This window comes from Streptomyces viridifaciens, from assembly GCF_001888885.2.
GTDB classification, from domain to species: Bacteria; Actinomycetota; Actinomycetes; order Streptomycetales; family Streptomycetaceae; genus Kitasatospora; species Kitasatospora aureofaciens.
Genome location: NZ_CP090841.1, coordinates 3,679,373 through 3,705,212 on the forward strand (window position 1 = coordinate 3,679,373; position 25,840 = coordinate 3,705,212).

Below are 25,840 nucleotides of genomic sequence, written 5' to 3' on the forward strand. Positions count from 1 at the left end.
CGGTCAGCCGGAGACCTTGACCTCGGCGACGTGGCCGCGGTACCTGCCGTCGCCATCCTTCGCCAGAGCGGTCAGCCAGATCAAGAGGTAACGCGTGGTGACCGGTGAGTCGAGGGTGTAGTCCACGGTGTTGCCGGACTTCTTGCCGAGGGTGGTGAAGCTGTCCGGCCTGAGCTGCGACGGGTTGGCGACGGCCGCAGGGGGCACCCGCAGCTCTGCGGTCTGCTCGCCGCCCTGGAACTGCACGGTCACCGAGGAGACCGACTGCGGCGAACCGAGGTCGATCATCAGGCCGGTGCCCGACTGGAGCGCGGGCGGCCTGGGGCCGAACTGGTCGACGAACCAGCCGGTGGTCCAGGCGGTGCCCGGGTCGCCGTCGATGGCGTTCTTGATGCTCTCGGTGCCCTGGGGCCCGTCGCCCAGTGGGTTGTACGACTCCACGCCCTTGATGGTGACCGGCGCCGGAGCGTGCGTCGGCGGGTGCGTGCTCGGCGCGGCGGTGCTGACCGTGGGCTGCGGGGTCGCGACGGCCTGACCGTTGTTGCGCAGACTGCCGACGAACTGCCAGGAGGCGACGCCGATCGCGCCCAGTGCGACCGTCCAGGCGGTGGCCTTGACCACCCGGCGCAGCCGGCGCCTGGTGCGCCGGGCGGCGGTCGGCCGGGAGGAGGCCGGCAGCGGGGCGACCGTCGTGTCGGCGACCCGGGTCGGGTTGGGCGCGGTGGGCAGGGCGTGGGTGTTGTGCCGGGGCGGCGCTGGGAAGGCCGGCAGCTCGGGCTCGGGCTGTCGGATCCGGGGCATCTGCGCGATCACCCGGACCAGCTCCTCCGGGGTGGTGATCGGCTCGGCGTGGTGCGGCGGGTGGTCGAACAGGGCGCGCGCCGCGAGTTCGGACAGGCCCTTGTGGACGCCCGCACGGACCTGGTCCGGCGCGGCGTTCTGCAGGCCTCTGGGCAGACCCTTGAGGTCGTAGCGGTCCTCGGGGTACGGCCAGCGGTGGGTGAGCGCGGCGAACAGCAGTGCGCCGATCGCCCGGGTGTCGGTGCGCTGGGCATCCTCGGTGGAGTCCTCCGGAGGCAGCCCGCGCAGGGCGGCGTCCACCGCGATGCCGTTGATCCGGTACTGGCCGCTGTCGGTGCGCAGCACGCAGCGCGGGGTGAGCCGCAGGTGGGCCTGGCCGCGGCGGTGGGCGGCGGCGACGGCGTCGGCGACCTGGCGCACCATCTGGTACGCCTCGTGCGGCTCCATCGGGCCGTCGGTGAGCAGCTTGGCGAGGTCGGAGGCGTGCGGCAGCCACTCCCGCACGACGAAGACCAGCTCGCCCTCCTGGACGGCGTCCAGCACCTGGACGAAGCGCGGGTCGCCGAGCAGGGCGGCGGACTTGGCGGCGGCCAGCACCTTGCGGGCGCGCTGGTGGCCGGAGGCCATCAGGTGGACGCCGACGGCCCGGCGCAGCTTCTCGTCGACGGCGCGCCAGCTGCTGAAGGTCTCCGTCTGGGAGATGCACTCCTCGAGCAGGTAGCGGTTGCCGATCTTGTCGCCGCTGTGCCGCATCGGGGCGGGGAGGGTGCGCGGGAGGGTGGCGGTGTCGCGCGGGTCGACCGTGGGCTGGGGATCGGTCGGGCGGCGCTTGTCGGAGGCGGCCGCGGGCGCGGGGGAGGGCTTCTTCCGCGGGGTGCCGGCCGCCAGTTCGGCGGCGATCTCGTGGACCGAGAGCGGGGCGGTGATCTCCGAGGTCTCCTCGCTGACGGACGCCTCCGGGGCCGGCTCGGCGCCCCGGTCGTCGTCGGCCGGAGCGTCCTCGTCGCCGGCTGTGGAGGCGGCCGTGGAGGTGGCCTTCGCTCCGTCCGTGGAGGTGGCCTTCCCTCCGGCTGCGGAGGCGGCCTTCCCTCCGTCCGTGGAGGTGGCCTTCCCTCCGGCTGCGGAGGCGGCCTTCCCTCCGTCCGTGGAGGCCGCCTTCGGTCCGGCCTCGGCAGCGGCCCCGGGTCCGGCTTCGGAGCCGGCCGTGGACCCGGCCCTGGGGGCGTCCGCGGAGGGGGCGTCGGCGGTGCCCGCCGGGGCGGTCTTCCCGCCCCCGAGCTCGTCGATCGCCGCAGCCAGCGCGGCCTCGTCCGCCGCCGCGTCAGCTGCTGACGTGTCGACGACCGCCTTGGTGCCATCAGCCACCGTGGTCCTGCCTCCCCTTGTGTCGCCCCGGCCGAGAGAGTCGCTGGAGCGCGCGGATAGGCCGCCCTGTGCTCCAGGACAATTGTGCCCACTCTTCTCCACCGGGTACGACCGCTGAGACGTCCGCTCGGTTGCCCACGGGTGGAGAGATGTCGTGCAGACCCGACACCGGGCCGCCACGTCGCGGCCCGGGCGTTCCCGGTAGTGGGGGCGGCTCGGAATGCGGCCGGACGGGCGGAGGCGGTGGTCGCCCCGGTTGACGCCCGGTCAGGGCGTCCGCCCGTTCGGCCGGTTGACCGGTCGGTCAGCGGCCCAGTCGGCCGCGGACCATGCCCAGCATGGCGTTCATCTCCTCGATGCGCAGGCGCTTCGCGAGGAACACGAACACCAGCAGCTGGAGGCCACCGGCCAGAACCACCGACAGCACGCTGCCCGCCCAGCCGGCCAGCACCTGCTGGACCGCCAGGCTGACGCCGAGGCCGACCGCCGCGGCCGGGACGCAGGCGGCGGCCAGCCGGCTGTACGTCTTGCCGATCCGCTTGGTGTCCAGCCCGCCGATCTTCTTCTTCAGCTTCGGCACCGCGACCGTCACTCCGACGGCGTAGGCGAGGCCGTAGCCGAAGGCCATGCCGGTCACCGTCCACTGCGGAGGCAGGGCGGCCCAGCAGATCAGCGAGAAGCCGGCCTGGCAGGCGGCCACCCAGACGGTGTTGGAGAACGGCGTCCTGGTGTCCTCGTAGGCGTAGAAGCCGCGCAGCATCACGTACTGGGCCGAGTACGGGATCAGCCCGAGCGCGAAGGCGGAGAGCATCAGACCGACGTTGGTCGCGTTGTCCAGGGCCGTGCTGCCGCCGCCGACCGCGTAGATCGAGCGGCCGATCGCCGGGCCGAGCGCCAGGAACAGGAAGGCCGCCGGGACGACCGCCACCGCGGTGGTGCGCAGCCCGTACGACAGGTCGTCGCGGACGGCGCCGGCGTCCTCGTCGGCCGCCGCCCGGGAGAGCCGGGGGAGCACCGCGCTCATGATCGAGACGGTGATGACGGCCTGCGGGAGCTGCCAGATCAGCAGGGCGTTGGAGAAGGCCGACAGGCCGACGCCGCCGTGGCCGCCCTGCTCGGCGGCGCTGCCGGCCGCGGTGGCCAGCTGGGTGATGACCAGGTAGCCGGCCTGGTTGGCGAGCACGAAGAAGAAGGTCCACTTGGCCAGCCGGGCCGCCTTGCCCAGGCCGTGGCCGCGCCAGTCGAAGCGCGGACGGAAGTGGAAGTCCGCGGCCCGCAGGTACGGGACCATCGCCAGCGACTGGACCACCAGGCCGAGCAGGGTGCCCAGGCCGAGCAGCCGGACGCCCTCCGGGGAGATGTTCTCCGGGGTGACCTGGGAGCCGTTGTAGCCGCCGTAGACCCAGATGTACGCGCCGAAGGTGAAGACCACCACGATGTTGTTGAGGACCGGGGTCCACATCATCGCGCCGAAGCGGCCGCGGGCGTTGAGGATCTGGCCCATCACCACGTGGACGCCCATGAAGAAGATGGTCGGCAGGCAGTAGCGGGCCAGCGCCACCGTGGTGTCCGCGCGGGCGGGGTTGGTCATCATCGGGTGGGCGATCAGCTGGACCAGCAACGGCGCCCCGAGGACCGCCAGGAACACCACGCCGCCGAGTCCGACCATCACCAGGGTGAGCAGCCGACTGGCGTAGGCGGTGCCGCCGTCCTCGTCGTTCTTCATGCTGCGCACCAGCTGCGGCACGAAGACCGCGTTCAGCGCGCCGCCGCCGATCAGGATGTACAGCAGGGTCGGCAGGGTGTTCGCCGCGTTGTACGAGTCACCCATGACCGCGATGCCGATCGCGCCGGCGATCACCATGGTCCGAAGGAAGCCGGTGCCACGGGAGACCAGGGTGCCGGCCGCCATGATCGCGCTGGAGTTCAGCAGGCTGGCGACCTTGCCGCCACCGCCGGCCGCCGGGGCGGGCGCGGCCGTGGGCCGGGCGGTCCGCTCCTCGGCGAGGTCCGCCCGCGGCTCGACCGCCGGGGGCACCGCGACGGCGGCCACCTGCATGGTGGCCTCGTCCTCGGAGAGCGGCGGGTCGAACTCGATCGGCGGCACGAAGGGGCGCTGCCCGTCCGGGCCGCCGTACTGCGGCTGCCCCGGGTAGCCGCCCGCCGGCGGGTACGGCGCGGGGGCGCCCGGCGGCGTCTGGGCGCCCGGAGGCACCTGGGCGGCCTGGGGCACCGGCGCGACCGGCTGGACCGGCTGGACCGGCTGGACCGGGGCGGGCTGGGGCACCGGCTGCGGGCCGGCGGCCTCGGGCTGGTGGCCGCCGCCGAACAGCGCGTCCACCCCCACGTACTCGGTGGTCTCGGTGTCCCAGGCGGAGTGTGCCGGGCCCGGCTCCCACTGCGGCCGGGGCTGCTCGGCACCGCCCCACTGCGGGGCGGCCGGATCGGCCTGCTGCGGCCAGCCGGCCTGCGCCGGGGGAGTGTCCCAGCCGGGCTGCACGGGCGGCACCGGGGGCGAGAACGGCGTCGACGGCACCGGGGTCGGGTAGCCGCCGCCCTGCGGCGGAAGCTGCGGCGGCACGTCGTACGCGGTGGCCGGCGGCGGCGTGGCGGCGGGCCGCCCGGCCTGCAGTCCGTACGGGTCCTGGCCGTCCTGCTGGGACCCGTACGCGTCGGCCGCGTACGGGTCCTGGGCGTAGGTGTCGGCCACGTACCAGTCGCCGGACGGCGACTCGGCGCCCGGCCGGCTCTCACCGCGGCCCGGCGGCCGCTCCTCGCTGCGCCCGGTCATGTCACCTCTTCGCTGTCGTGGGGGGTGGCCGGCCCGGCGTCGCGGGTGGTCGGCGGTATCAAGGACCAACCTTCTCATCACCGGCGGTCCGATCCAGGCCATCCGGGCTGCTGGCGCGTGGTGTCTGCGCGAGACCGCCGCCCGTGGAACCGCTCCCGGAGGGGTCCGGTTCGGAGGCCTCCGGCTCCTCCGGCTCCTCCGGCTCCTCCGTTTCCTGCGGTTCGTCCGGCTCGTCCGGCTCGTCCGGCTCGGCCCCGGCGGCGCCGTCCGGCCCGTCCGTCGCCGGGCCGTCGCCGACCGGCTGGTCGCCGTCCTCGTGCGGCTGACCGCCGCGCCGCTTGCGCTGGCGGAAGAAGCGCAGCGCGGCCAGCACCAGCAGCACGGCGGCGCCGGCGAAGACGTACAGCACCCCGTTGGTGACCGAGGTGACCTCGACCCTGAACACCTGGGGGTCGCCGTAGGGCCTCGGATCGGGGCCGGTGGTGTACAGCTGGGCGGTCATGGTGACCGGGCCGTTGTTGCGGGCCTCGGCGTTGAAGCGCAGCGTGACGCTCTGCGAGGCCGGGAGGACCAGGTCCTCGTCCTTGCCCACCCGCAGCCGGTTCGGCTGGCTCGAGGTCAGCCGCAGCTTCAGGTTGGTGACCGTCTGGGTGAGGTCGTTGCGCACGCTGACCTGGAGCTGGCCGGTGTTCCCGGCCAGGGTGACCACGGTCTTCTTCGGCACCTGGACGGCGTTCGTGAGCTCCGTCAGGTACTTGTCGACGCCCCGGCGGTAGTTGTCGCCGGCCGTCGTCCGGGTGCGCCACTCGGTGGACAGCGAGCGGACCATGGCGGCGCTGAACGGGCCGCGCACCCGCTGCGGCAGGGTGAGCACCCGCATCAGGGTGTCCAGATCCCGCTGGACCTTGTCGGTGCCGCTCAGGGCGTCGGCCGGCAGTTCGGTGGCCCGGACCTGGGTCGGGTAGTCGGCGGACGACGGGACGGCGGTGTTGGCCTTCGGGTCCGGCGCCACCTCGGTCAGCGTGTCCAGCTTCACCGGGGTCAGCCACTTGTCGGTCGCCGTCTGCAGCGCGCCGGCCAGCACCTTGGCGGTGGCGGCGGTCATCTCGCGCGGCGGCATGACCAGCAGGCCGCGCTGGTTCTGCGGCTGCTCGTGGGTGATGGTGAAGGTCTCGGCCAGGAAGCGCTGGGCCGCCTCGGTCTGGTCCTGCGGGGAGCTCAGGTCCTTCTGGAAGAGCGAGGAGACCGTGTCGTCGGCGACCACGGCGCTCTGTCCGTTGCCGATCGGGCGCACGGCGGTCGGGGTGTAGTTCACCGACTCCGGGTCGGGCATGCTCGCGCCGTTGGCCAGCACCAGGCTGCTGCCCGCCTGCCGGGCGATGCCGGCGATCTGCTGGTCGAGGTAGCCCTGGTACGGCCAGGCCACGTCGGAGCGGGTGTCCACGGAGAGCCGGCCCTCGACGGTCAGCCGGCCGGCGGTGGCCGCCTTGTCCAGGGCGGTGCCCATGCCGGTCAGGTCGGCGCCGTTGTGGGCGATCGAGGCGAGGTCCGGGTCGGCGTACGGCAGCGCGATGACCTGGTTGCCGGACTTGGCGACGGCCGCGCGCAGCTTGTTCAGCCAGGCCTCGGCGGCGGGCGAGGCGTCGTGCGAGACGGTGTTGTCGTCCTTGGCGGGCTTGCCCGCCGCCTCGCTGCCCGGCTTCTGGACCCGGTACCTGCCGGTCATCGCGAACGCGGCGTCCAGCAGGTCGGGGTCGATCACCCAGCTCAGGCCGGTCAGCTTGGAGCCGGTGTCGACCAGCTCGTACAGCCGGCCGCCCGGCGCGAACTCGGTGGCCAGGCTGTCGTCGCGCAGCACCGGGAGGGTCTGGTCGTTGTCGGCGGTGGTCTGCGCGGCCAGCACCGGCGCGTGCACCAGCGGCCAGAGGGTGGTGACCTTCGTCGGCTGGGCCTCGGTGCCGCCCTGGGAGAAGGGCAGGAAGGTCCGGGCAATGCCCAGGGCACGGTCGCGCGGGTTGTCGGCGGTCGAGCCCCAGGCGTCCACGGCGAGCTCGTAGACGCCGCTCTCGGACAGCCCGAGGTCGCTCACCGCGACGCTGAGGGTGTACGGCAGGCTCTGGCCGGGCTTCAGCTCCGGCAGGGCGTACTGCGGGCTGTCCAGCTCCGTGCCGTCGTCGCCCCTCGGCGTGGTGCGGGAGGCCACGCCCTGGAGCTCGCTGCGCCGCTGCAGGGGCTTGCTGCTGACCGGCTTGCGGACCGCCGCGTGAGCGCCCTTGAGGGCCGACTTGCCGGAGTTGGTGACGTGGCCGGTGATGGACACGGTGCCGTTGGGGACGGCCAGCTGCGGGGTGACCGTCTCGATGCTCAGCACGACCGGGTACTCCGCGGTGGCCGCGGCGTCGGCGGCCGGGCTGATGTTGCCGCCGGCCGGGAGCGCCATGGCGGGAACGGCCGTGAACAGGGTCAGGGCGGCCGCGCAGGCGGCGGCGAAGCGGCGGGCGAGGCGGCCCGTACTCCGTCCGTCGGCGGGACGTCCGTGGGGGCCCGTGGCCCGTCCAGGCTGTCGGTGCGCCCCCAGGCCCGAGTGCCGTGCCGGCTCACTCACTCGTTTCGCCCTCGCCGTTCTGTTCGATCGCTCGCTGCTGATGCTGATGCTGTCCGCCCGGCGCTGCTGCCGGACGTTCCCCGCTCGACGTTCTTCGTTCGACGCTGTACGCCACCCTGCTGCCGCGGAGGGTTCCGTCGGCACGGCGGCGGTACGCGACACCGCATCCCCGGTTCCGGTGTCCGCGATCCGTCCACCGGCATGGTAACGATCCAGCCAGGCGAGCAGTGTTGCGGGCTGTGGGAAGAGACGCCCGAAACGCGCGGGCGGTTGACCTTCCGGGGCACGTACCCTTGTGAGCCGTGTCCACTGCCAATGAGCCCACCGCGCGCACCGATCGTTCCAGCACCGCCACCCAGGTCGTCCCAGGCCTGAGCGAGGCCCAGGCCCTGGGGCTGCAAGAGCTGCTGCGGGTGTCTCCGGTGGCCGACGAGATCGCCCGCCGGTTCCAGGCGGCCGGTCACCGGCTGGCCCTGGTCGGCGGCTCGGTGCGGGACGCGCTGCTCGGCCGGCTCGGCAACGACCTGGACTTCACCACCGACGCCCGCCCGCAGCAGGTGCTCAAGCTGGTCAAGGGCTGGGCGGACGCGGTCTGGGACGTCGGCATCGCCTTCGGCACCGTCGGGGCCCGCAAGGACACCCCCGAGGGCTCCTTCCTGATCGAGATCACCACCTACCGGTCCGAGGCGTACGACCGCACCTCCCGCAAGCCCGAGGTGAGCTACGGCGACACCATCGAGCAGGACCTGGTCCGCCGGGACTTCACGGTCAACGCGATGGCCGTCGACCTGCCCGGCCGCGGCTTCGTCGACCCGCACCACGGCCTGGAGGACCTGGAGGCCAGGGTGCTGCGCACCCCCGCCACCCCCGAGGAGTCCTTCTCCGACGATCCGCTGCGGATGATGCGGGCCGCCCGCTTCGCCGCCCAGCTGGACTTCGACCCGGCGCCCGGGGTGGTCGCCGCGATGACCGCGATGGCCGAGCGGATCACCATCGTCTCGGCCGAGCGGGTGCAGGCCGAGCTGAACAAGCTGCTGCTGGCCGACCACCCGGTGAAGGGCCTGCGGCTGCTGGTCGACACCGGCCTGGCCCGGCACGTGCTGCCGGAGCTGCCCGCGCTGAAGCTGGAGCGCGACGAGCACCACCGGCACAAGGACGTCTACGAGCACTCGCTGACCGTCCTGGAGCAGGCCATCGACCTGGAGCAGGACGGCCCGGACCTCACCCTGCGCCTCGCCGCGCTGCTGCACGACATCGGCAAGCCGCGCACCCGCCGCTTCGAGTCGGACGGCCGGGTCTCCTTCCACCACCACGAGGTGGTCGGCGCCAAGATGACCCGCAAGCGGATGCGCGAGCTCAAGTACTCCAAGGAGCTCACCGAGGACGTCTCGCGCCTGGTCGAGCTGCACCTGCGCTTCCACGGCTACGGCGGCGGCGAGTGGACCGACTCCGCGGTGCGCCGCTACGTCACCGACGCCGGGCCGCTGCTGGAGCGCCTGCACAAGCTGACCCGCTCGGACTGCACCACCCGCAACAAGAAGAAGGCGGCCGCGCTGTCGCGCACCTACGACGGCCTGGAGCACCGGATCGCCGAGCTGAAGGCGCAGGAGGAGCTGGACTCCATCCGCCCGGCGCTGGACGGCAACCAGATCATGGAGCTGCTCGGGCTGAAGCCCGGCCCGCAGGTCGGCAAGGCGTACAAGCACATGCTCGAACTGCGGCTGGAGCACGGGCCGATGGAGCCCGACGAGGCGGTCGCGGCGCTGCGGGCCTGGTGGGACGGGCAGCAGCAGGGCTGAGGCCCGGACGACGGAACGAGGGGCGGACCCGGTGCGGGCCGCCCCTCGCTCCGTGCGCGGGATCACTTGAGGTGCTTGAGGCAGAGCACGTAGTCCAGCGCGGGCCAGTTCGAGTAGGTGCGGGTGTACGTGCTGTCCGACTTGGGCTGCTTCTTGCAGACCGTCTCGTCCGAGGTGGCGACGTACTTGTAGACCACCTTGTACTGCGCCTTGGAGTCGGTGCAGGGCAGCACGGTGATCTTCGGGTGGTCGTCGCTCGTCCCGTCGTTGCGCAGGCAGTCGCCGGTCTTGGCGTCGTCCACCGTGTCGCTCGGGTCGGTCGGGGTGGCGATCGGCGGCAGGGTGATGCTCGGCATGGTGAAGGACGGCATCGGCGGCGGCGGGGTGTAGCTGAAGGTGGGCAGCGGCGACGGCGAGAAGGTGACCGTGGTCGGCGTCGGCGAGGCGATCGTGTTGCCGGAGTCGTTCTTCGGACCGATCACGCCGGTGGCGAGCAGGATTCCGGTGGTCAGCAGGGAGACCGGCACCAGCAGCATGGCCAGGTGCGGGCGGCTGGTCAGCGGGGCGCCGGGGTCGAGCTGCGGGCCGTGGGTGCCCGGCATCGGCGGCGGCAGCCGCTTGATCCGGCCGTGGGCGCCGAGGTTCATCAGCAGGGTGATCAGGGTCAGCAGCGGGGAGACCCAGCTCCACCAGCCCTGGACGAGCGTCCGGGCGGACATGTCGCGCACAGTGGCCGTGCCGCAGGTGTGGCAGAACGGTCCGTGCATCCGCAGCATCCGGAACGCGACTATCAGGCCCTGGTGGCCGCGGACGGTCGCGCGCACGGCGGGGAAGCCGCCGCAGAAGCGGCAGTGCTCCCCGTCCATCGGGGCCGGCGGCGGGTAGCCGTAGCCGTAGCCGGGAGGCTGGGCGCCGTAGGGCTGCTCCGGGGGCGGGGCGCCCGGGTAGCCGTACCCCGGCGGAGGCGGGGCGCCGTACGGGCCGCCGGCGTACGGACTGCCGTCACCGGGTGGCGGGCCGTAGGGCATCTGGGGCGGTGGCGGAGCGGACAAGAGGTCCCCCGGGAACAGGAAGGTGGCGGAAGGGTCAGGACTTCTTCACCGGCGGGTAGCCGCCGGTGGTGGGGGTCAGCGGGCCCAGGCAGAGCACGTACCGCGTCTTGTTCCAGCGGCGTCCGCTCTTGCCCGAGACGGCGCTGGTGGTCTGCGGCGTCTGCCGGCAGCGGGTCACGTCGGTGGTGCCGGTGAACTTCGACAGCACCTTGTAATTGGCTTTGGAGTCATTGCAGTTGACGATCGAGACGTCACGCGAGCCGCTCACCCGGACGCAGTCGCCGGGCTTGGCGCTGCTCACGCTCGGGCCGGCCAGGAAGTAGCCGCCCGCGAGCACGGCGCAGCCGCCGACCAGCCCGGCGATCCTCAGCTTGGACCGGACGCCGCGCTTGGCGGGGGGCGTCGCGGCCGCCGGGGCGGGCTGGGGGTGGCCGTACGGCCCGGCGGGCGGCTGCTGCCCGTACGGCGCCTGCTGCCCGTACGGCGCCTGGGGCTGGGGCTGCGGCTGGGCCTGCGGTGCCTGCGCGTAGGGATTCTGGGCGTACGGGTTCGGGTACGGCAGCGGTGCGGCCGGCTGCTGCCCGTACGGCGGTTGGCCGCCGTACGCGGGCGGGGGCGGACCGTATCCGGGCGCGGCGGGCGGCGGCGGCCCGTACGGGCCTGTCGGTGTGCTCATCAGTTCGTCCCCCGAGACCGAGTTCTGTCGTTCCGACAGGTTTACGTACCTTAGCGACTCGGTCGGACGCAATCGGTCCCGAGCCCGCGAGGGACATCGGGACGTGGTGGTTTCGATTCCGCTACCGGACGGTTTCAGTGGCCGTCGCCGGGGAGCGGTCCGGACCGCCGGGCGGCCCGCAGGTAGAGCACGGCGGTCAGCGCGTACACCACGGCCACCCCGACGACCACCGCGACCGAACGGCCGGACAGCGGCAGCACCAGCGCGGTGACCAGGGCGGCCGCCACGAAGGCGACGTTGAACAGCACGTCGTAGATGGCGAAGACCCGGCCGCGGAACTCGTCCTCGACCGACTCCTGCACCACGGTGTCGGCGCAGATCTTGGTGCCCTGGGTGACCACCCCGAGCAGCAGGGCGGCGGCCAGGCAGGGGACCGGGGCGAAGGACAGGCCCAGCGCGGGGACGAAGACCACCGGGGCGAGCAGGCAGACCGTCATCCAGCCGGCCAGGCCGAGCCGGCGGGTGCACCAGGGGCTGACCACCGCGGCGACGAAGAACCCGGCGGCCGACAGGCCGACCGCCTGGCCGAGGGTGGCCAGTCCGGCCGCGCTGTCGGTCGGGTCGTTGAAGGTGTACCGGGCGAGCATCACCACGACCACGATCAGCACCCCGTAGCAGAACCGGGCCGCGGTGACGGCGGCCAGCGCGTGCACCGCGGGGCGGCGGTCCCGCACCAGGTGGCGCACCGCGGCGCCGAGTTCGGCGGCGGCCCGCTTCAGCGCCTGGCCGAGCGCGGGGTGGTCGTCGCGCTGCTCGGGGCCGAGCAGGTCGCGGTCCATCCGGCGGGCGGCCAGCGCGGCCGACAGGTAGAGCAGCGAGGCGACGGTGACCAGCGCGGCGTCCGCCTTCGGCCCGGGCGCCATCACCTGGTGCAGCAGGAAGCCGATCCCCCCGCCCGAGGCGGCGGCGACCGTCCCGAGGGTGGGGGAGAGGGCGTTGGCGGTGACCAGGGTGTCCTGCTCGACCACCCGCGGCAGGGCGGCGGACAGGCCGGCCAGGATGAACCGGTTGAGCGCGGTGACCAGCAGCGCGGAGGCGAAGAACAGCCAGGTCGGCGCCTCGACCAGGAGCAGCGCGCCGGTTCCCAGACCCAGCCCGAAGCGGGCCAGGTTGCCGAAGTACAGCACCTGGCGGCGGCGCCAGCGGTCCAGCAGCACCCCGGCGAACGGGCCGATCACCGAGAACGGGAGCAGCATCACGGCCAGCACCGAGGCGATGTCGGCGGGGGAGGACTGCTTCTCGGGGGAGAAGACCACGTAGGCGGCGAGCGAGACCTGGAAGACGCCGTCCGAGAGCTGGGAGAGCACCCGGGCGGTGAGCAGCCGACGGAAGTTCCGGCCGCGGAGCAGACCGAGGAGCGTGGCGCGTTGCGCGGACTGGTGGGTGCTGCCGTTCTCGGTGATCGCCACCCGCCCAGAGTGCCATGGAACCGGTCGCCGTTTCACGTGAAACATTCGCTGCGGAAACGCGAAGGGCTCACGATCAGATGATCGTGAGCCCTTCGGCCGCGTTATGAGCGGTCAGCTCGGCGCTCGACAGTCGCGAACCTCGCTGCGCTCAGCGCTCGACCTCGCCGCGGATGAACTTCTCGACGTTCTCCTTGGCCTCGTCGTCGAAGTACTGCACCGGCGGGGACTTCATGAAGTACGAGGACGCCGACAGGATCGGGCCGCCGATGCCGCGGTCCTTGGCGATCTTCGCAGCGCGCACGGCGTCGATGATGACACCGGCGGAGTTCGGGGAGTCCCAGACCTCCAGCTTGTACTCCAGGTTCAGCGGGACGTCGCCGAACGCGCGGCCCTCGAGGCGGACGTAGGCCCACTTGCGGTCGTCCAGCCAGGCCACGTAGTCCGAGGGACCGATGTGGACGTTCTTGGCGCCCAGCTCGCGGTCGCGGATCTGCGAGGTCACGGCCTGGGTCTTGGAGATCTTCTTGGACTCCAGGCGCTCGCGCTCGAGCATGTTCTTGAAGTCCATGTTGCCGCCGACGTTCAGCTGCATGGTGCGCTCGAGGATGACACCGCGGTCCTCGAACAGCTTGGCCATCACGCGGTGCGTGATGGTGGCGCCGACCTGGGACTTGATGTCGTCACCGACGATCGGCACGCCGGCCTCGGTGAACTTGTCCGCCCACTCCTTGGTGCCCGCGATGAACACCGGCAGGGCGTTCACGAAGGCGACCTTGGCGTCGATGGCGCACTGGGCGTAGAACTTGGCCGCGTCCTCGGAGCCGACGGGCAGGTAGCAGACCAGGACGTCGACCTGCTTGTCCTTGAGGACCTGGACGACGTCGACCGGGGCCTCGTCCGACTCCTCGATGGTCTCCCGGTAGTACTTGCCCAGGCCGTCGAGGGTGTGGCCGCGCTGGACGGTCACGCCGGTCGGCGGGACGTCGCAGATCTTGATGGTGTTGTTCTCGCTGTTGCCGATGGCGTCGGCCAGGTCGAAACCGACCTTCTTGGCGTCGACGTCGAACGCGGCGACGAACTCCACGTCACGGACGTGGTAGTCACCGAACTGGACGTGCATCAGCCCGGGGACCTTGCCGGCCGGGTCGGCGTCCTTGTAGTACTCGACACCCTGCACCAGCGACGCGGCGCAGTTGCCCACGCCCACGATGGCTACGCGAACCGAACCCATTCCGGTTGCTCCCTGTGATCTCATGAGGGCCGTCGGGGTCGACGGCACTCGTCCTGCTTCTTCGAATGACTGCTTGTACGGGCGCGAGGCGCCCACTCCTGCCGCGTGGCACAGGGCTGACGCGGTGTCAGCGCTCCTGGGCGGAGCGCCCCGGGCGGTCGTACGGTGGCCCGGACGGGTCGGGGGACCCGGTCTCCTGGCCACGGCCGTCCGAAGTCGTGTGGGGTGCGGCGGTGGAGCCGGTGCTCCCGGTGGGGGCGCCGGCGGCGGGCCCGGTCCGGCCGGTGCGGTTGGCCCGCTCGGTCTCGATCAGCTCGTTGAGCCACCGGACCTCGCGTTCCACCGACTCCAGGCCGTGCCGCTGGAGTTCGACGGTGTAGTCGTCGAACCGTTCGCGGGCGCGGGCCAGCGAGCTGCGCATCCGCTCCAGGCGCTCCTCCAGCCGGCTGCGGCGACCCTCCAGGACGCGCATCCGGACGGCCCGGTCGGTCTGGCCGAAGAAGGCGAAGTGGACGCCGAAGCGCTCGTCCTCCCAGGCGTCCGGACCGGAGTCGGCGAGTAGCTCCTCGAAGCGCTGCTTGCCCTCGGGGGAGAGCCGGTAGACGATCTTCGACCGCTTGCCGTTGAGCGCGGTGGCCGGGACGTACTCGACGTCCGGGTTGTCCTCGACCAGGAAACCCTGGGCGACCAGGCTCTTCAGGCACGGGTAGAGCGTTCCGTAGGAGAGTGCCCGCAGCGCCCCGAGCAGGATGTTGAGCCGCTTGCGCAGCTCGTAACCGTGCATCGGGGCGTCATGGAGCAGGCCGAGAACGGCGAACTCCAGCACTCCTGAGCGTCTGCCCACTGCCGTCGTCCTCCTCCCTCTCGGCCTTCGCTCCGGCCGCTGCACCGGCGGTATACCGCTTCGATGTATCGGCTCGATATATCGAGAACAGTAAACCCGACCCCCGGAACGGGCAAGGGGGGCACGCGTGAATGTGATCACAAGCCGACGCGCGGGTGGGGTTGGCAACGGGCATGTAATGATCTGTCGCCGTTTTGCGGTTATTGGCGTCTGATGCCCGATTAGTTGTATTTCGGTGCTGCGTACGCTGTCGCGTGTGCACGAGGACCAACCTCCGGGGTTAGGGCGGTCCGGGCATCGGACAGGAACCCTGCCTTCAGGCCGACAAGGCCTGGCGAGGAGCGGCTGAGAACATGAGCGAGCGACGGCGAAGGACGCCCAACCCGGGCGGTGACGGGCAGCAGCCCCCGGGAGGCGGAGGTCGTCGGGGTGGTCCCGGTCCCGACGAGCTGGCCTCGGACGGGCTCGGTCGCCGACGCCAGCCGGGCGTCCGGGAGACCGCCCAGCAGCCCCGGATGGGCCGTGCCGAGATGCGCAAGGCCGCGCAGAAGAAGGGCAAGGGCGGTGGCCGGCGCGGCGGAGCCGCCTCCGCCGCGGCCGCCGCCGGGCCGGGCAAGAAGCGCTTCATCGACTACCCGCGGTTCGGCAAGACCGGCGTCCGGCGCTGGCTGCCGTCCTGGAAGCAGTGGCTGAGCGCCTTCCTGCTGTTCTTCGCCACCGGCGTGGGCGTCGTGTTCTACCTCTACGAGACCACCACGGTTCCGGACCTCAAGGACCTGGTGAAGGAGCAGAACACCATCTACTACTGGGCCGACAACACGGAGATGACCCGCAAGGGCGACACCAACCGCCAGATCGTCGAGCTCAGCGACATCAGCCCCAACCTGCAGAACGCCGTCATCTCGGCGGAGAACGAGACCTTCCGCACCGACAGCGGCATCGACCCCAAGGGCATGCTGCGCGCCGTCTACAACATGGCGAAGGGCGGCGAGACCCAGGGCGCCTCGACGATCACCCAGCAGTACGTCAAGAACGCCTACCTCAGCCAGGAACAGACCATCAGCCGCAAGCTGAAGGAGTTCTTCATCACGCTGAAGATCAATCAGCAGAAGAGCAAGGACGACATCCTCAAGGGGTACCTCAACACCAGCTGGTTCGGTCGCAACGCCAACGGCGCCCAGGCCGCCGCCCAGGCGTACTACGGCGTCAACGCCAAGGACCTGAACCTCTGCCAGAGCGCCATGCTGGCCGGTCTACTGAAGGGCGCGAACTACTACGACCCCTCCAAGCCGGCCAACCACGACCGCGCCGTGGAGCGCTGGAAGTGGATCCTGGACCGGATGGTGACCACCCACAACACCACGCCGGAGGAGCGGGCGAAGTGCACCACCTTCCCCGAGCCGATCCCGGTGAAGGCCAGCTCCAACATGAACGGTGAGATCAGCTACCTGGTCGACACCGCCAACCAGTACGTGATGACCACCGACAAGTCGATCACCCAGCAGATGATCGACAAGGGCGGCCTGAAGATCTACACCACCTTCGAGAAGGACAAGGTCGACGCCCTGAAGAAGGCCGTCGACGACGTCAAGGGCGAGAACCTCGACCCGCAGAAGCGCCCCAACAACGACACCTTCGTCCAGTTCGGCGCCGCCAGCATCAAGCCGGGCGACGGAGCGATGGTCGCCATCTACGGCGGCGACGGCGTGGAGAACGGCCACTTCGACAACAACGCCAACGCGAACGGCGTCCAGGTCGGCTCGACCTTCAAGCCCTTCGTGCTGGCCACCGCCATGCAGGTCGGCGTGCAGACCGCGAAGGACAGCGACGGCAAGCCCAAGCGGATCAACGCCGACAGCCGCTACCTCGCCGACGACATGTCCGAGATCCGCAAGCCGGACGGTTCGCTGGTGATCGGCGACGACGGCAAGCCCTACCGGCAGAAGAACGAGGACTCCGGAAAGCGCGGCTACGTCTCGCTGCGGCAGGCCATGCAGTGGTCGTACAACGTGCCCTTCGTCCAGCTCAACCAGGACGTCGGCGGCCCCGCCGTGGCCGACATGGCCGTGCAGATGGGCATCAAGCGGGAGAGCCTGGCCGACCCGAAGACCGCGACCTTCCCGCTCGGCACCTCCACCATCAGCCCGATCCGGATGGCCACCGGTTACGGCACCCTGGCGGCCAGCGGCAAGGAGGCCGAGCCCTACTCGGTCACCAAGGTCGAGGTGGACGGCAAGGAGCGCCCGGGCTTCGGCAAGAAGGACGTCAAGGCGGCGCTGGAGCCGGCCGTCGCCGACAACGTCACCGACGTGCTGGTGAACGTGGCCAAGAACGGCACCGGCTCGAAGACCAACGCGCTGGGCCGCCCGGTGGCCGGCAAGACCGGTACCACCGACGAGAACAAGTCGGCCTGGTGGGTCGGCTACACGCCGCAGTTGGTCACCAGCGTCGCCATGTGGCGCGAGGACCCGAGCAAGCACGACCGGGAGTCGCTCAACGGCACCGGCGGCAAGCAGTCCATCCACGGTGGTGACATCCCCACCGACATCTTCACCCGGTACATGAAGGCCGCGCTGGCCAACGAGAAGAACATGGACTTCCCGACCCCGCAGCCGGTCGGCACCGAGGTGGACTCCTCGGGCGCGCCGTCCACGGCCACCGCGACGCCCACCCAGACCGCGACGGAGACCCCGTCGGCCCCGGTCCAGACCCAGGCGCCGGTCCAGCAGCCGACCCAGCAGCCGACCCAGCCCACCCAGGGCGGGAACTGCGTGCCGGGCGTGGACTGCCAGCCGACCCAGACGCCGACCCACGGCGGCGGGCACACCCCGAAGCCGACGGACACCTCCTGCGGCAACATCATCTTCGGCTGCCCCTCGTCGTCACCGACCGGGAGCAGCGGAGGGGGCGCCGGAGGGGGCGGTGCCGGCGGCGGCACCGGCGGCGGCAAGCCGACCCCGTCCAGCACCGCCGGCGGCACCCAGGGCGGCGGAGCGGCCGGACAGTAGCCCGGCCCCGGTCCGACCGGTGACGAGACGGTGAAACGGCGGTGGCGGTCCTCCTCGGAGGGCCGCCACCGCCGTTTCGTCACGATTCGCCGCCCGCACCCCGGCCGCACCGCCGGAGCACGCGGGGTCCTCCTCGTCCCGGCGCATCCGGTGCGGCAGGATGTCCGGCATGACGTCGAGCGATCGTGACGAAACCGCCGGCCCGCACGGGCCCGGCGCCGCCGCAGGGCCCACCCCGGCAGCCGTCGCCACGGCCGCGCCACCGGCCAACACCGTGGTCGTCCCGGCCGACGAGGACCGGGTGGCGGCGGCCGGCAGCGAGGTGTTCGGCGGCCCGCCGGGGCGGCGGGCGCTGCTCGGCGTCTCCTGGTGGATCCCGGTGCGCGTCCTGGCGCTCGTGGTGATCGTGGTCTCGGCGCTCGGCATGGTGCACGACCTGCCCTGCTACGACCAGGCCTGGTTCCAGCCGGGGTCGCCGCAGTACATCCACGCCTGCTACAGCGACATCCCGCACCTGTTCTCCGGCCGCGGCTTCTCGGCCGGGCTGCACCCGTACGTGGACCGCATCCCCGGCACCACGGGGGACCTGCAGTACCTCGAATACCCGGTGCTGACCGGCCTGTTCATGCAGGTCGCGGCCTGGCTGACGCCCGGTGGCGGCACCGAGCAGTCCCAGGAGCAGTGGTTCTGGGTGATCAACGCCGGGCTGCTGATGGCCTGCGCGGTGGTCGCCGCGGTCGCGCTCTCGCGCACCCACCGCCGCCGCCCCTGGGACGCGATGCTGTTCGCGCTCTCGCCGATCGTGCTGCTCAACGGCACCGTCAACTGGGACCTGCTCGCGGTCGCCCTGGCGGCCGTGGCGATGGCCTGGTGGGCCCACTCCCGGCCGGGCTGGGCCGGCGTCTTCATCGGCCTGGCCACCGCGGCCAAGCTCTATCCGCTGCTGCTGCTCGGCCCGCTGCTGGTGCTCTGCTGGCGGGCCGGGAAGTGGCGCGAGTTCCGGGCGGTGCTCGGCGGCGCGGTGGGCGCCTGGCTGGTGGTCAACCTGCCGATCATGCTGGCCAACTGGCAGGGCTGGTCGACCTTCTACGTCTTCAGCGAGCACCGCGGCGAGGACTACGGCTCGTTCTGGCTGATCCTGATGCAGAACCGCGGGGTGGGGCTGGCCGACCTCGACCTCTACATCGGCGTGCTGATGGTGCTGGGCTGCGCCGCCACGGCGTGGCTCGGCCTCTCGGCGCCCCGCCGGCCGCGGTTCGCGCAGCTGGCCTTCCTGGTCGTCGCGCTGTTCGTGCTGGTCAACAAGGTGTACTCGCCGCAGTACGCGCTCTGGCTGCTGCCGCTCGCGGCGCTGGCCCGGCCGCGCTGGCGCGACATCCTGATCTGGCAGGCCTGCGAGGTGCTGTACACCCTCGGCATCTGGTCCCACCTGGGCTTCGTGACCGGGCCCAAGCAGCACGGGATCGGCGAGCCCTGGTACCACTTCGCGATCGTGCTGCACCTGCTCGGCACGCTCTACCTGGTCGTGCTGGTGGTCCGCGACGCCCTCCACCCGGACCGGGACCCGGTCCGCTGGGACGGCAGCGACGACCCCTCCGGCGGGGTGCTCGACCGGGCCCCCGACGCCTTCACCCTCGGCACCGCCCGGCACCTCCACGAGGACGAGAGCTACGCCGGATACGCGCCGGCCGGCTCCTTCGAGCAGTGGCTGGAAGAGCCACGGCTGTCGGAGCCGGCCGGGGAGCAGCCCTAGCGCGAGCCGAGCGCCAGGGGGGCGGTCCTAGCGGTCCACCACGCGGTCGAAGTGGGTGGTGGTGTGCCGGACCTGGAGGCCCAGCTCCTCGCCGATCGCCGGGGGCGCGGTCTCCCCGTCCAGGAACAGCAGGGAGACCTGCATGTGCGGCGGCTCGGCGAACCAGAGCTGCTTGCCCGCCCAGTGGAACGGCGACTTGGTCTTGTTGACGGTCGCCAGGCCGGCCCGGGCGATGCCCTTGGCCCGGGCGCCCATGCTCGCCACGTACTTGGGCGCCTCCAGACCGATGCCGTGCGCGGTACCGCCGGCGACCACCAGGATGTGGCCGTCGGCGGGCGCCGGGTGCTGGCGGTAGCCGTAGCGGTCGCCCTTCCGCACCGGGGTGACGTCCAGCACCGTGGCCCGGACCTCCAGTGCGCCGTGGTCGCCCAGCCAGAGCCGGGTGCCGATCCGGGCCCGGAAGACGGTGTCCGGGTAGCGCTGGGACAGCTGGTCCATGCCGGCCGCGCCCAGGTGGCTGACGAAGACGGTGTGCACGGGGATGCCGGCCGCCTTCGCGGTGTCCACCCAGTACACGACCTCCTCGACCGGGCTGGAGCCGTCCGGCCGGTCCATCGGCAGGTGCAGCGCGAGGCCCTCGAAGGCGACGCCGTCCAGCTCGGCGGCGACCGTGCGCAGGTCGGCCGCGCTCACGCCGTGCCGGCGCATGGTGGTCATGCACTCCAGCACCACCCGGGCGCCGTGCAGCGAGCGCAGCGCGTCCACGCTGGCCACCGTCCGGATCACCCGGGCGTGCGGCAGCGGGAGCACCTCCTCGCCGACCCGGTAGGGGGTGAGCACCAGCAGCTCGCCGCCGTACCACTCGGCGGCGTCGGCCGCCTCGTAGGCGGTGCCGACGGCCAGCACACCGGTACCCAGCAGCGTCGCCTCCTCGGCCAGCCGGTGGTTGCCCAGGCCGTAGCCGTTCCCCTTGGCGACCGGCACCAGGCCGGGGAACTCGGCGAGGACGGAGCGCTGGTGGGTGCGCCAGCGTTCGGTGTCGAGGTAGAGCGACAGCGTCATCGGGTCAGCCTCCTCAGCGGCGGGACATGTAGAGGTCGAGGGCCTTGTGCAGCAGCTTGTTGAGCGGGAAGTCCCACTCGCCGAGGTACTCGGCCGCCTGGCCGCCGGTGCCGACCTTGAACTGGATCAGACCGAACAGGTGGTCGTTCTCGTCCAGGGTGTCGCTGATGCCGCGCAGGTCGTACACCCCGCCGCCGAGGGCATAGGCGTCGCGCATCATCCGCCACTGGATCGCGTTGGAGGGCTTGACCTCGCGCTTGTGGTTGGCCGAGGCGCCGTAGGAGTACCAGACGTGCTCGCCGACCACCAGCATCGTGGTCGAGGCCAGCGGCTCGCCCTCGTGGTAGGCGATGTAGAGCCGCATCCGGTTCGGGTCCTCGGAGTTGAGGGCGTTCCACATGCGCTGGAAGTAGGCCAGCGGGCGCGGGGTGAACTTGTCGCGCTCGGCGGTGACCAGGTAGAGCTGGTGGAAGATCGGCAGCTCGTCGTAGCCGCCCTGGACCACCTCGACGCCGCTCTTCTCGGCCTTCTTGATGTTGCGGCGCCAGAGCTGGTTGAAGCCCTTCTGGATGTCGTCCAGCGAGCGGTTGGCCAGCGGCACCTGGTACACGTAGCGCGGCTGGACGTCGCCGAAGCCGGCCCCGCCGTCCTCGCCCTGCAGCCAGCCGGCCTTGCGCAGCCGGTCGGCCACCTCGAAGGCGCGTGCCTCGTACCAGTCGGCCTCGACGTCGCGCAGCCGCTTGGCCTGCTTGGCGGCGATGGCCTCCTTGATGGTGGCGGCGTTCCAGCGGCGGATGACCACCGGCGGGCCCATCTTCACCGAGAAGGCGCCCTGCGCCTTCAGGTGCGCCAGCATCGGGGACAGCCAGCGGTCGAGGTCGCGGTCGAACCAGTCGATCACCGGGCCCTCGGGCAGGTAGGCGAGGTAGCGCTTGAGCTTCGGCAGCTGGCGGTAGAGCACCAGGCCGGCGCCGACCAGCTGGTTGTGCTCGTCGAACCAGCCGATCGACTCGGAGCGCCACTCGGCCTTCACGTCACCCCAGGCCGGCACCTGCATGTGGCTGGCCGAGGCGCGGCTCCTGATGAAGGCGAGGTGCTCCTCGCGGGTGATCGTCCTCAGGCGCAGGCTCATTGCTCGGTGCTCCTCGTCGGTCGGGCTGCGGTGGCCCCAGGTTCTCGGGCTGACCTTATCGTCCGGGGCCCGGGCGTCCGCTGCTGCGGGCACGACGGCGCCCCCGTCGGGTACCTGTCTGCTTGCAGATACGCGACGGGGGCGCCGAGGGTTCCTGGGGTGGTGCGGTCAGCCCCAGAGGCCGCCGCGCGCGATCCCGAGGTAGAAGCCGATCGCGGAGGCGCCGAGCGTGATCATCAGTACGAAGCGTTCGGCGGTGGTGACCGAGACGAACACGCCCCACAGGCCGGTGACGATCCCGGCCAGGCCGGTCCACGACGACAGCAGGTGCAGGTTGTGGAAGAACGAGCTGGTGAAGGCGATCACGCCCAGCACGGTGGTCAGTGCCACCAGGGTGTTCTCGCGGGGGTGCGGGTGGCCGTCGGTGTTCAGGGTGAGAGCGGGCATGCGGTGGACGGACTGGGCCATGAGTCCCACCTCCTGGCGTGGAGACGAACGAGCAGGAATCCCGTTCCGTCCAGATTGCGGCGGTTGGGTCCGTCTCACAACCCCTATGCGTTTTGTTCGGCCGTCCGGGTGCAGGTAGGCTGTGCCGTCTGCACTGGTGTAGTTGTGCCCCCTTGCGCCCTCTTTCGGGTGACACCCTTTCCGGGTGCGGAGCCCGACTGTCCGACCCGGCCGCTACGGTGGGCCCGGAGTCGTCACCGCACCGGTGCCGACGCTACGCACAACCCTCCTGCCACGGAGAGACCGTGGCCGCTGAGTCCAAAGGAGGTGGGTTACTCATGCGTCACTACGAGCTGATGGTCATCCTCGACCCCTCGGTCGAGGAGCGCGCTGTCTCCCCCCTGATCGAGTCCTTCCTCGCCGTCGTCCGCAACGGCGGTGGCAAGGTCGAGAAGGTCGACACCTGGGGTCGTCGCCGTCTGGCTTACGAGATCAACAAGCAGTCCGAGGGCATCTACTCGGTCATCGACCTCAAGGCCACGCCTGAGGTCGTCAAGGAGCTCGACCGCCAGCTGGGCCTGAGCGAGTCGGTTCTGCGGACCAAGGTCCTGCGCCCGGACACCCACTGAGCCACCTCTGAGGCCTTCGGGTCTCGGGTAGCTCGCGTCCGCTGTTTCACGTGAAACAGCGGTGAACGGACATCTTCCCGAGAGGTCATCACCACCATGGCAGGCGAGACCGTCATCACCCTCGTCGGCAATCTCGTCGACGACCCCGAGCTGCGCTTCACCCCGTCGGGTGCGGCGGTCGCGAAGTTCCGCATCGCGTCCACCCCCCGCACCTTCGACCGTCAGACGAACGAGTGGAAGGACGGCGAGAGCCTCTTCCTCACGTGCAACGTCTGGCGTCAGCCGGCGGAGAACGTGGCCGAGTCGCTGCAGCGGGGCATGCGCGTCATCGTGCAGGGCCGACTGCGCCAGCGGTCTTACGAGACCAAGGAAGGCGAGAAGCGGACGGTCTTCGAGGTCGAGGTCGACGAGGTCGGCCCGAGCCTGCGTTCGGCGACCGCGAAGGTCACCCGGGCCAACCGGTCCGGCGCCCCCGGTGGCGGCTTCGGCGGCCAGCAGGGCGGCGGCCAGGGCGGTTGGAGCGGCGGTGGCGGCCAGCAGGGCGGCGGCTGGGGTGGAAACTCCGGCGGCGGCCAGTCCGGCCCCTCCGACGACCCGTGGGCGTCCAGCGCCCCGTCCGGTGGTAACCAGGGTGGCGGCGGCTGGGGCGGTGCCCCGTCCGGCGGCGGCTACTCGGAAGAGCCCCCGTTCTAGAGCTGACAGATTTCGTGCGGCCCGGCCGCAGGCGTCCCCGGACGCCGGTCGGGCCGTGAACCCCAAATGGAGCACACCATGGCGAAGCCGCCTGCTCGCAAGCCGAAGAAGAAGGTTTGCGTCTTCTGCAAGGACAAGGTCAACTACGTTGACTACAAGGACACGAACCTGCTGCGGAAGTACATCTCCGACCGCGGCAAGATCCGTGCCCGCCGGGTCACCGGCAACTGCACCCAGCACCAGCGTGACGTCGCCACGGCCGTGAAGAACAGCCGTGAGATGGCGCTGCTGCCCTACACCAGCACCGCGCGCTAAGAGAGGGTGACCGAGTAATGAAGATCATCCTCACTCACGAGGTGCCGGGTCTCGGCTCCGCCGGCGAGGTCGTCGAGGTCAAGGACGGCTACGCCCGCAACTACCTGGTCCCGCGTGGCTACGCCATCCGCTGGACCAAGGGCGGTCAGAAGGACGTCGACGCCATCCGTCGCGCCCGGAAGATCCACGAGATCCAGACCCTCGACGCCGCCAACGACGTCAAGGGCAAGCTCGAGGGCGTCCAGGTCAAGCTGGCCGTTCGCTCGGGTGACGCCGGCCGTCTGTTCGGCTCGGTGACCCAGGCCGACGTCGTCGAGGCCATCAAGGCCGCCGGTGGCCCGGCCGTGGACAAGCGCGCCGTCGCGATCGCCTCGCCGATCAAGACCGTGGGCACCCACAAGGTCTCGGTCAAGCTGCACTCGGACGTCGTGGCCAACCTCGACGTCGCCGTCGTGGCTGCCTGAGTTCCGTAGCAGTGGCCTGAGGGCCGGACTCCGCGAGGAGTCCGGCCCTCGGTCGTTCCCCGGATCGACCGCGGTGGTTCCGTTCCCGGGCCGGGCGTGCCGTTCAGCTCCGGACGGCCCCGGTGACCAGCCAGCGGCCGCCCCGGGCGCGGGCGACCAGGAAGACCGCGCGGACCAGCATGAACAGGTCCATCGCCCACCACAGCCCGGCCAGCCCGGTGCCGGTGGCCGGCACCGCGAAGGCCGCCGGGGTGAACACCGCCAGGGTCGCGAGCGCCGCCCGGGCGAGGTACGGGCCGTCCCCGGCGCCCATCAGCACGCCGTCCAGCACGAAGACCAGTCCGGCCACCGGCTGGCTGAGCGCGAGCAGCAGCAGGGCGGTGTGCAACTGCCCCTGGACGACCGGATCGGGCGTGAACAGCGGGACGTACAGCGGGCGGGCGAGCACCACCAGCAGACCGAGCACCACTCCGGAGCCGACGCCCCACTCGACCATCCGCCGGGTGGCCGCGCGGGCCCCCGGAACGTCCGAGGCGCCCAGGTAGCGGCCGATGACGGCCTGCCCGGCGATCGCGATGGCGTCCAGTGCGAAGGCCAGGAAGCTGAACAGCGTCATGGTGATCTGGTGCGCGGCCACCTGGTCGTCGCCGAGCCGGGCGGCCACCGCGGTGGCGATCATCAGTACCGCGCGCAGGCTGACCGTCCGGACCAGCAGCGGGCCGCCCGCCCTGGCACCGGCCCGGATGCCGGCCGGGTCCGGCCGCAGTGAGGCCTGCTCCCGCCGGGCGCCGCGGACCACCACGACCAGGTAGACGGCGGCCATCCCGGTCTGGGCCAGCACCGTGCCCCAGGCCGAGCCGGCCACCCCGAGCCCGGCGCCGTACACCAGCCCGGCGTTCAGGCCGATGTTGGCGGTGAAGCCCGCGACGGCCACCACCAGCGGGGTGCGGGTGTCCTGGAGGCCGCGTAGCACGCCGGTGGCGGCGAGCACCAGGAGCATCGCCGGGATGCCCAGGGAACTGATCCGCAGGTACGTCACGGCGTACGGCGCCGCGGTCGGCGAGGCGCCCAGCACCCCGGCGGCCCAGGGCGCCAGCAGCAGGGTGAGCAGGACCACCGGGACGGCCAGGCCGAGAGCGAGCCAGAGGCCGTCGACGCCCTGTTGGACGGCGCCCCGGCGGTCCCCGGCGCCGATCCGGCGGGCCACCGCGGCGGTCGTGGCGTAGGCGAGGAAGACGAACACCCCGGTCGCGGTGGTGAGGGCGGCGGAGGCGACGCCGACGCCGGCGAGCTGGGGCGTGCCGAGGTGGCCGACGATCGCGGAGTCGGCCATCAGGAACAGCGGCTCGGCGACCAGCGCGCCGAAGGCGGGCACCGCCAGGGCGAGGATCTCGCGGTCGTGGCTGCGTCCGGAGGGCTCGGAGGTGGCGGTGCTCATGCGCTCCAGGGTACTCATCCACAGGTAATAGTCCACTGGCCATATTGATCATTACTCGAAAGCCCGGGCGACCGGCTCCGTCCGGTCCGCGCCCACAGCCGCCCGGATGTGTGTGAAGAATTTCTCATGCACAGCCCCGGGAAGAGGTAATCGCAGGTCAACAGGTTGACGGTGGATCGATCGTCCGGTTATCCACAGGAGCTTCCACAGGGGTGTCCACAGCTTTGCGGCAGTTCTCCACAGCCCGGGGCCACTCGTCCACACCC

Annotated in this window: 19 protein-coding genes; 7 read left to right on the top strand and 12 right to left on the bottom strand. The window is 71.6% G+C overall.

The window, feature by feature from the left end:
• Positions 1–3 precede the first annotated feature (3 nt).
• From BOQ63_RS23465 to BOQ63_RS23475, 3 genes are all read right to left on the bottom strand, one after another.
• Complete coding sequence (locus BOQ63_RS23465; RefSeq protein WP_150476075.1) at positions 4–2,166, bottom strand: protein kinase family protein; 2,163 nt, start codon at positions 2,164–2,166, stop codon at positions 4–6.
• 304 nt (positions 2,167–2,470) lie between these two features.
• On the bottom strand, positions 2,471–4,957 hold the full coding sequence (murJ, locus tag BOQ63_RS23470) for a murein biosynthesis integral membrane protein MurJ (protein ID WP_051746509.1): 2,487 nt from the start codon (positions 4,955–4,957) through the stop codon (positions 2,471–2,473).
• Between the two features lie 58 nt (positions 4,958–5,015).
• Positions 5,016–7,562, bottom strand: coding sequence for a DUF6049 family protein (locus tag BOQ63_RS23475; protein WP_143174766.1), 2,547 nt, complete (start codon positions 7,560–7,562; stop codon positions 5,016–5,018).
• 371 nt (positions 7,563–7,933) lie between these two features.
• Between BOQ63_RS23475 and BOQ63_RS23480 the strand changes: the two genes are divergently transcribed.
• Positions 7,934–9,361 carry a CCA tRNA nucleotidyltransferase gene (locus BOQ63_RS23480; RefSeq protein WP_030278265.1) on the top strand — a complete coding sequence of 476 codons (1,428 nt, stop codon included), beginning with the start codon at positions 7,934–7,936 and terminating at the stop codon, positions 9,359–9,361.
• 62 nt (positions 9,362–9,423) lie between these two features.
• On the opposite strand, the gene BOQ63_RS23485 is transcribed toward BOQ63_RS23480, so the two are convergent.
• From BOQ63_RS23485 to BOQ63_RS23505, 5 genes are all read right to left on the bottom strand, one after another.
• A complete protein-coding gene (locus BOQ63_RS23485) occupies positions 9,424–10,389 on the bottom strand; it encodes an LppU/SCO3897 family protein (RefSeq protein WP_050366676.1) in 966 nt (321 codons plus the stop codon).
• 58 nt (positions 10,390–10,447) lie between these two features.
• Positions 10,448–11,089, bottom strand: coding sequence for an LppU/SCO3897 family protein (locus tag BOQ63_RS23490; RefSeq protein WP_072654914.1), 642 nt, complete (start codon positions 11,087–11,089; stop codon positions 10,448–10,450).
• A 134-nt stretch (positions 11,090–11,223) separates the two neighbouring features.
• Positions 11,224–12,558 carry an MFS transporter gene (locus tag BOQ63_RS23495; protein WP_223886025.1) on the bottom strand — a complete coding sequence of 445 codons (1,335 nt, stop codon included), beginning with the start codon at positions 12,556–12,558 and terminating at the stop codon, positions 11,224–11,226.
• A gap of 148 nt (positions 12,559–12,706) precedes the next feature.
• Entirely contained in the window at positions 12,707–13,789 is a 1,083-nt protein-coding gene (locus BOQ63_RS23500) for an inositol-3-phosphate synthase (protein ID WP_030278269.1), read from the bottom strand.
• 127 nt (positions 13,790–13,916) lie between these two features.
• Positions 13,917–14,633 (bottom strand): PadR family transcriptional regulator, encoded by a 717-nt coding sequence (locus BOQ63_RS23505; protein ID WP_030278270.1) that lies wholly within the window; start codon positions 14,631–14,633, stop codon positions 13,917–13,919.
• Positions 14,634–14,986: 353 nt separating this feature from the next.
• On the opposite strand from BOQ63_RS23505, the gene BOQ63_RS23510 reads away from it, so the two are divergent.
• On the top strand, positions 14,987–17,641 hold the full coding sequence (locus BOQ63_RS23510) for a transglycosylase domain-containing protein (protein ID WP_072654915.1): 2,655 nt from the start codon (positions 14,987–14,989) through the stop codon (positions 17,639–17,641).
• Positions 17,642–17,810: 169 nt separating this feature from the next.
• Positions 17,811–19,394, top strand: a complete 1,584-nt coding sequence (locus BOQ63_RS23515) for a glycosyltransferase family 87 protein (protein ID WP_030278272.1) — start codon at positions 17,811–17,813, stop codon at positions 19,392–19,394.
• 27 nt (positions 19,395–19,421) lie between these two features.
• On the opposite strand, the gene BOQ63_RS23520 is transcribed toward BOQ63_RS23515, so the two are convergent.
• From BOQ63_RS23520 to BOQ63_RS23530, 3 genes are all read right to left on the bottom strand, one after another.
• Positions 19,422–20,456, bottom strand: a complete 1,035-nt coding sequence (locus BOQ63_RS23520; RefSeq protein ID WP_030278273.1) for an alanine racemase — start codon at positions 20,454–20,456, stop codon at positions 19,422–19,424.
• 13 nt (positions 20,457–20,469) lie between these two features.
• A complete protein-coding gene (locus tag BOQ63_RS23525) occupies positions 20,470–21,588 on the bottom strand; it encodes a lipid II:glycine glycyltransferase FemX (protein WP_030278274.1) in 1,119 nt (372 codons plus the stop codon).
• Between the two features lie 168 nt (positions 21,589–21,756).
• Entirely contained in the window at positions 21,757–22,056 is a 300-nt protein-coding gene (locus BOQ63_RS23530) for a hypothetical protein (protein ID WP_030552096.1), read from the bottom strand.
• A 317-nt stretch (positions 22,057–22,373) separates the two neighbouring features.
• On the opposite strand from BOQ63_RS23530, the gene rpsF reads away from it, so the two are divergent.
• From rpsF to rplI, 4 genes are all read left to right on the top strand, one after another.
• Complete coding sequence (gene rpsF, locus BOQ63_RS23535; RefSeq protein ID WP_030278276.1) at positions 22,374–22,664, top strand: 30S ribosomal protein S6; 291 nt, start codon at positions 22,374–22,376, stop codon at positions 22,662–22,664.
• A gap of 96 nt (positions 22,665–22,760) precedes the next feature.
• The gene (locus BOQ63_RS23540) at positions 22,761–23,357 is read left to right on the top strand and encodes a single-stranded DNA-binding protein (RefSeq protein WP_030278277.1); all 597 of its coding nucleotides are present in this window, start codon (positions 22,761–22,763) and stop codon (positions 23,355–23,357) included.
• A gap of 78 nt (positions 23,358–23,435) precedes the next feature.
• Positions 23,436–23,672, top strand: coding sequence for a 30S ribosomal protein S18 (gene rpsR, locus BOQ63_RS23545; RefSeq protein ID WP_030059640.1), 237 nt, complete (start codon positions 23,436–23,438; stop codon positions 23,670–23,672).
• Positions 23,673–23,689: 17 nt separating this feature from the next.
• Entirely contained in the window at positions 23,690–24,136 is a 447-nt protein-coding gene (rplI, locus tag BOQ63_RS23550; protein WP_030278278.1) for a 50S ribosomal protein L9, read from the top strand.
• A 103-nt stretch (positions 24,137–24,239) separates the two neighbouring features.
• Here rplI and BOQ63_RS23555 read toward each other — a convergent pair whose 3' ends face one another.
• Positions 24,240–25,574 (bottom strand): MATE family efflux transporter, encoded by a 1,335-nt coding sequence (locus BOQ63_RS23555; RefSeq protein ID WP_030278279.1) that lies wholly within the window; start codon positions 25,572–25,574, stop codon positions 24,240–24,242.
• Positions 25,575–25,840 lie beyond the last annotated feature (266 nt).

Bases quoted from the DNA above. Each gene is read 5' to 3' on its own strand.
- murJ (WP_051746509.1), bottom strand. From the start codon at position 4,957: ATGACCGGGCGCAGCGAGGAGCGGCCGCCGGGCCGCGGTGAGAGCCGG.
- BOQ63_RS23485 (WP_050366676.1), bottom strand. From the start codon at position 10,389: ATGCCCTACGGCCCGCCACCCGGTGACGGCAGTCCGTACGCCGGCGGC.
- BOQ63_RS23490 (WP_072654914.1), bottom strand. From the start codon at position 11,089: ATGAGCACACCGACAGGCCCGTACGGGCCGCCGCCGCCCGCCGCGCCC.
- BOQ63_RS23500 (WP_030278269.1), bottom strand. From the start codon at position 13,789: ATGGGTTCGGTTCGCGTAGCCATCGTGGGCGTGGGCAACTGCGCCGCG.
- BOQ63_RS23510 (WP_072654915.1), top strand. From the start codon at position 14,987: ATGAGCGAGCGACGGCGAAGGACGCCCAACCCGGGCGGTGACGGGCAG.
- BOQ63_RS23515 (WP_030278272.1), top strand. From the start codon at position 17,811: ATGACGTCGAGCGATCGTGACGAAACCGCCGGCCCGCACGGGCCCGGC.
- BOQ63_RS23520 (WP_030278273.1), bottom strand. From the start codon at position 20,456: ATGACGCTGTCGCTCTACCTCGACACCGAACGCTGGCGCACCCACCAG.
- BOQ63_RS23525 (WP_030278274.1), bottom strand. From the start codon at position 21,588: ATGAGCCTGCGCCTGAGGACGATCACCCGCGAGGAGCACCTCGCCTTC.
- BOQ63_RS23530 (WP_030552096.1), bottom strand. From the start codon at position 22,056: ATGGCCCAGTCCGTCCACCGCATGCCCGCTCTCACCCTGAACACCGAC.
- rpsF (WP_030278276.1), top strand. From the start codon at position 22,374: ATGCGTCACTACGAGCTGATGGTCATCCTCGACCCCTCGGTCGAGGAG.
- BOQ63_RS23540 (WP_030278277.1), top strand. From the start codon at position 22,761: ATGGCAGGCGAGACCGTCATCACCCTCGTCGGCAATCTCGTCGACGAC.
- rpsR (WP_030059640.1), top strand. From the start codon at position 23,436: ATGGCGAAGCCGCCTGCTCGCAAGCCGAAGAAGAAGGTTTGCGTCTTC.
- rplI (WP_030278278.1), top strand. From the start codon at position 23,690: ATGAAGATCATCCTCACTCACGAGGTGCCGGGTCTCGGCTCCGCCGGC.
- BOQ63_RS23555 (WP_030278279.1), bottom strand. From the start codon at position 25,574: ATGAGCACCGCCACCTCCGAGCCCTCCGGACGCAGCCACGACCGCGAG.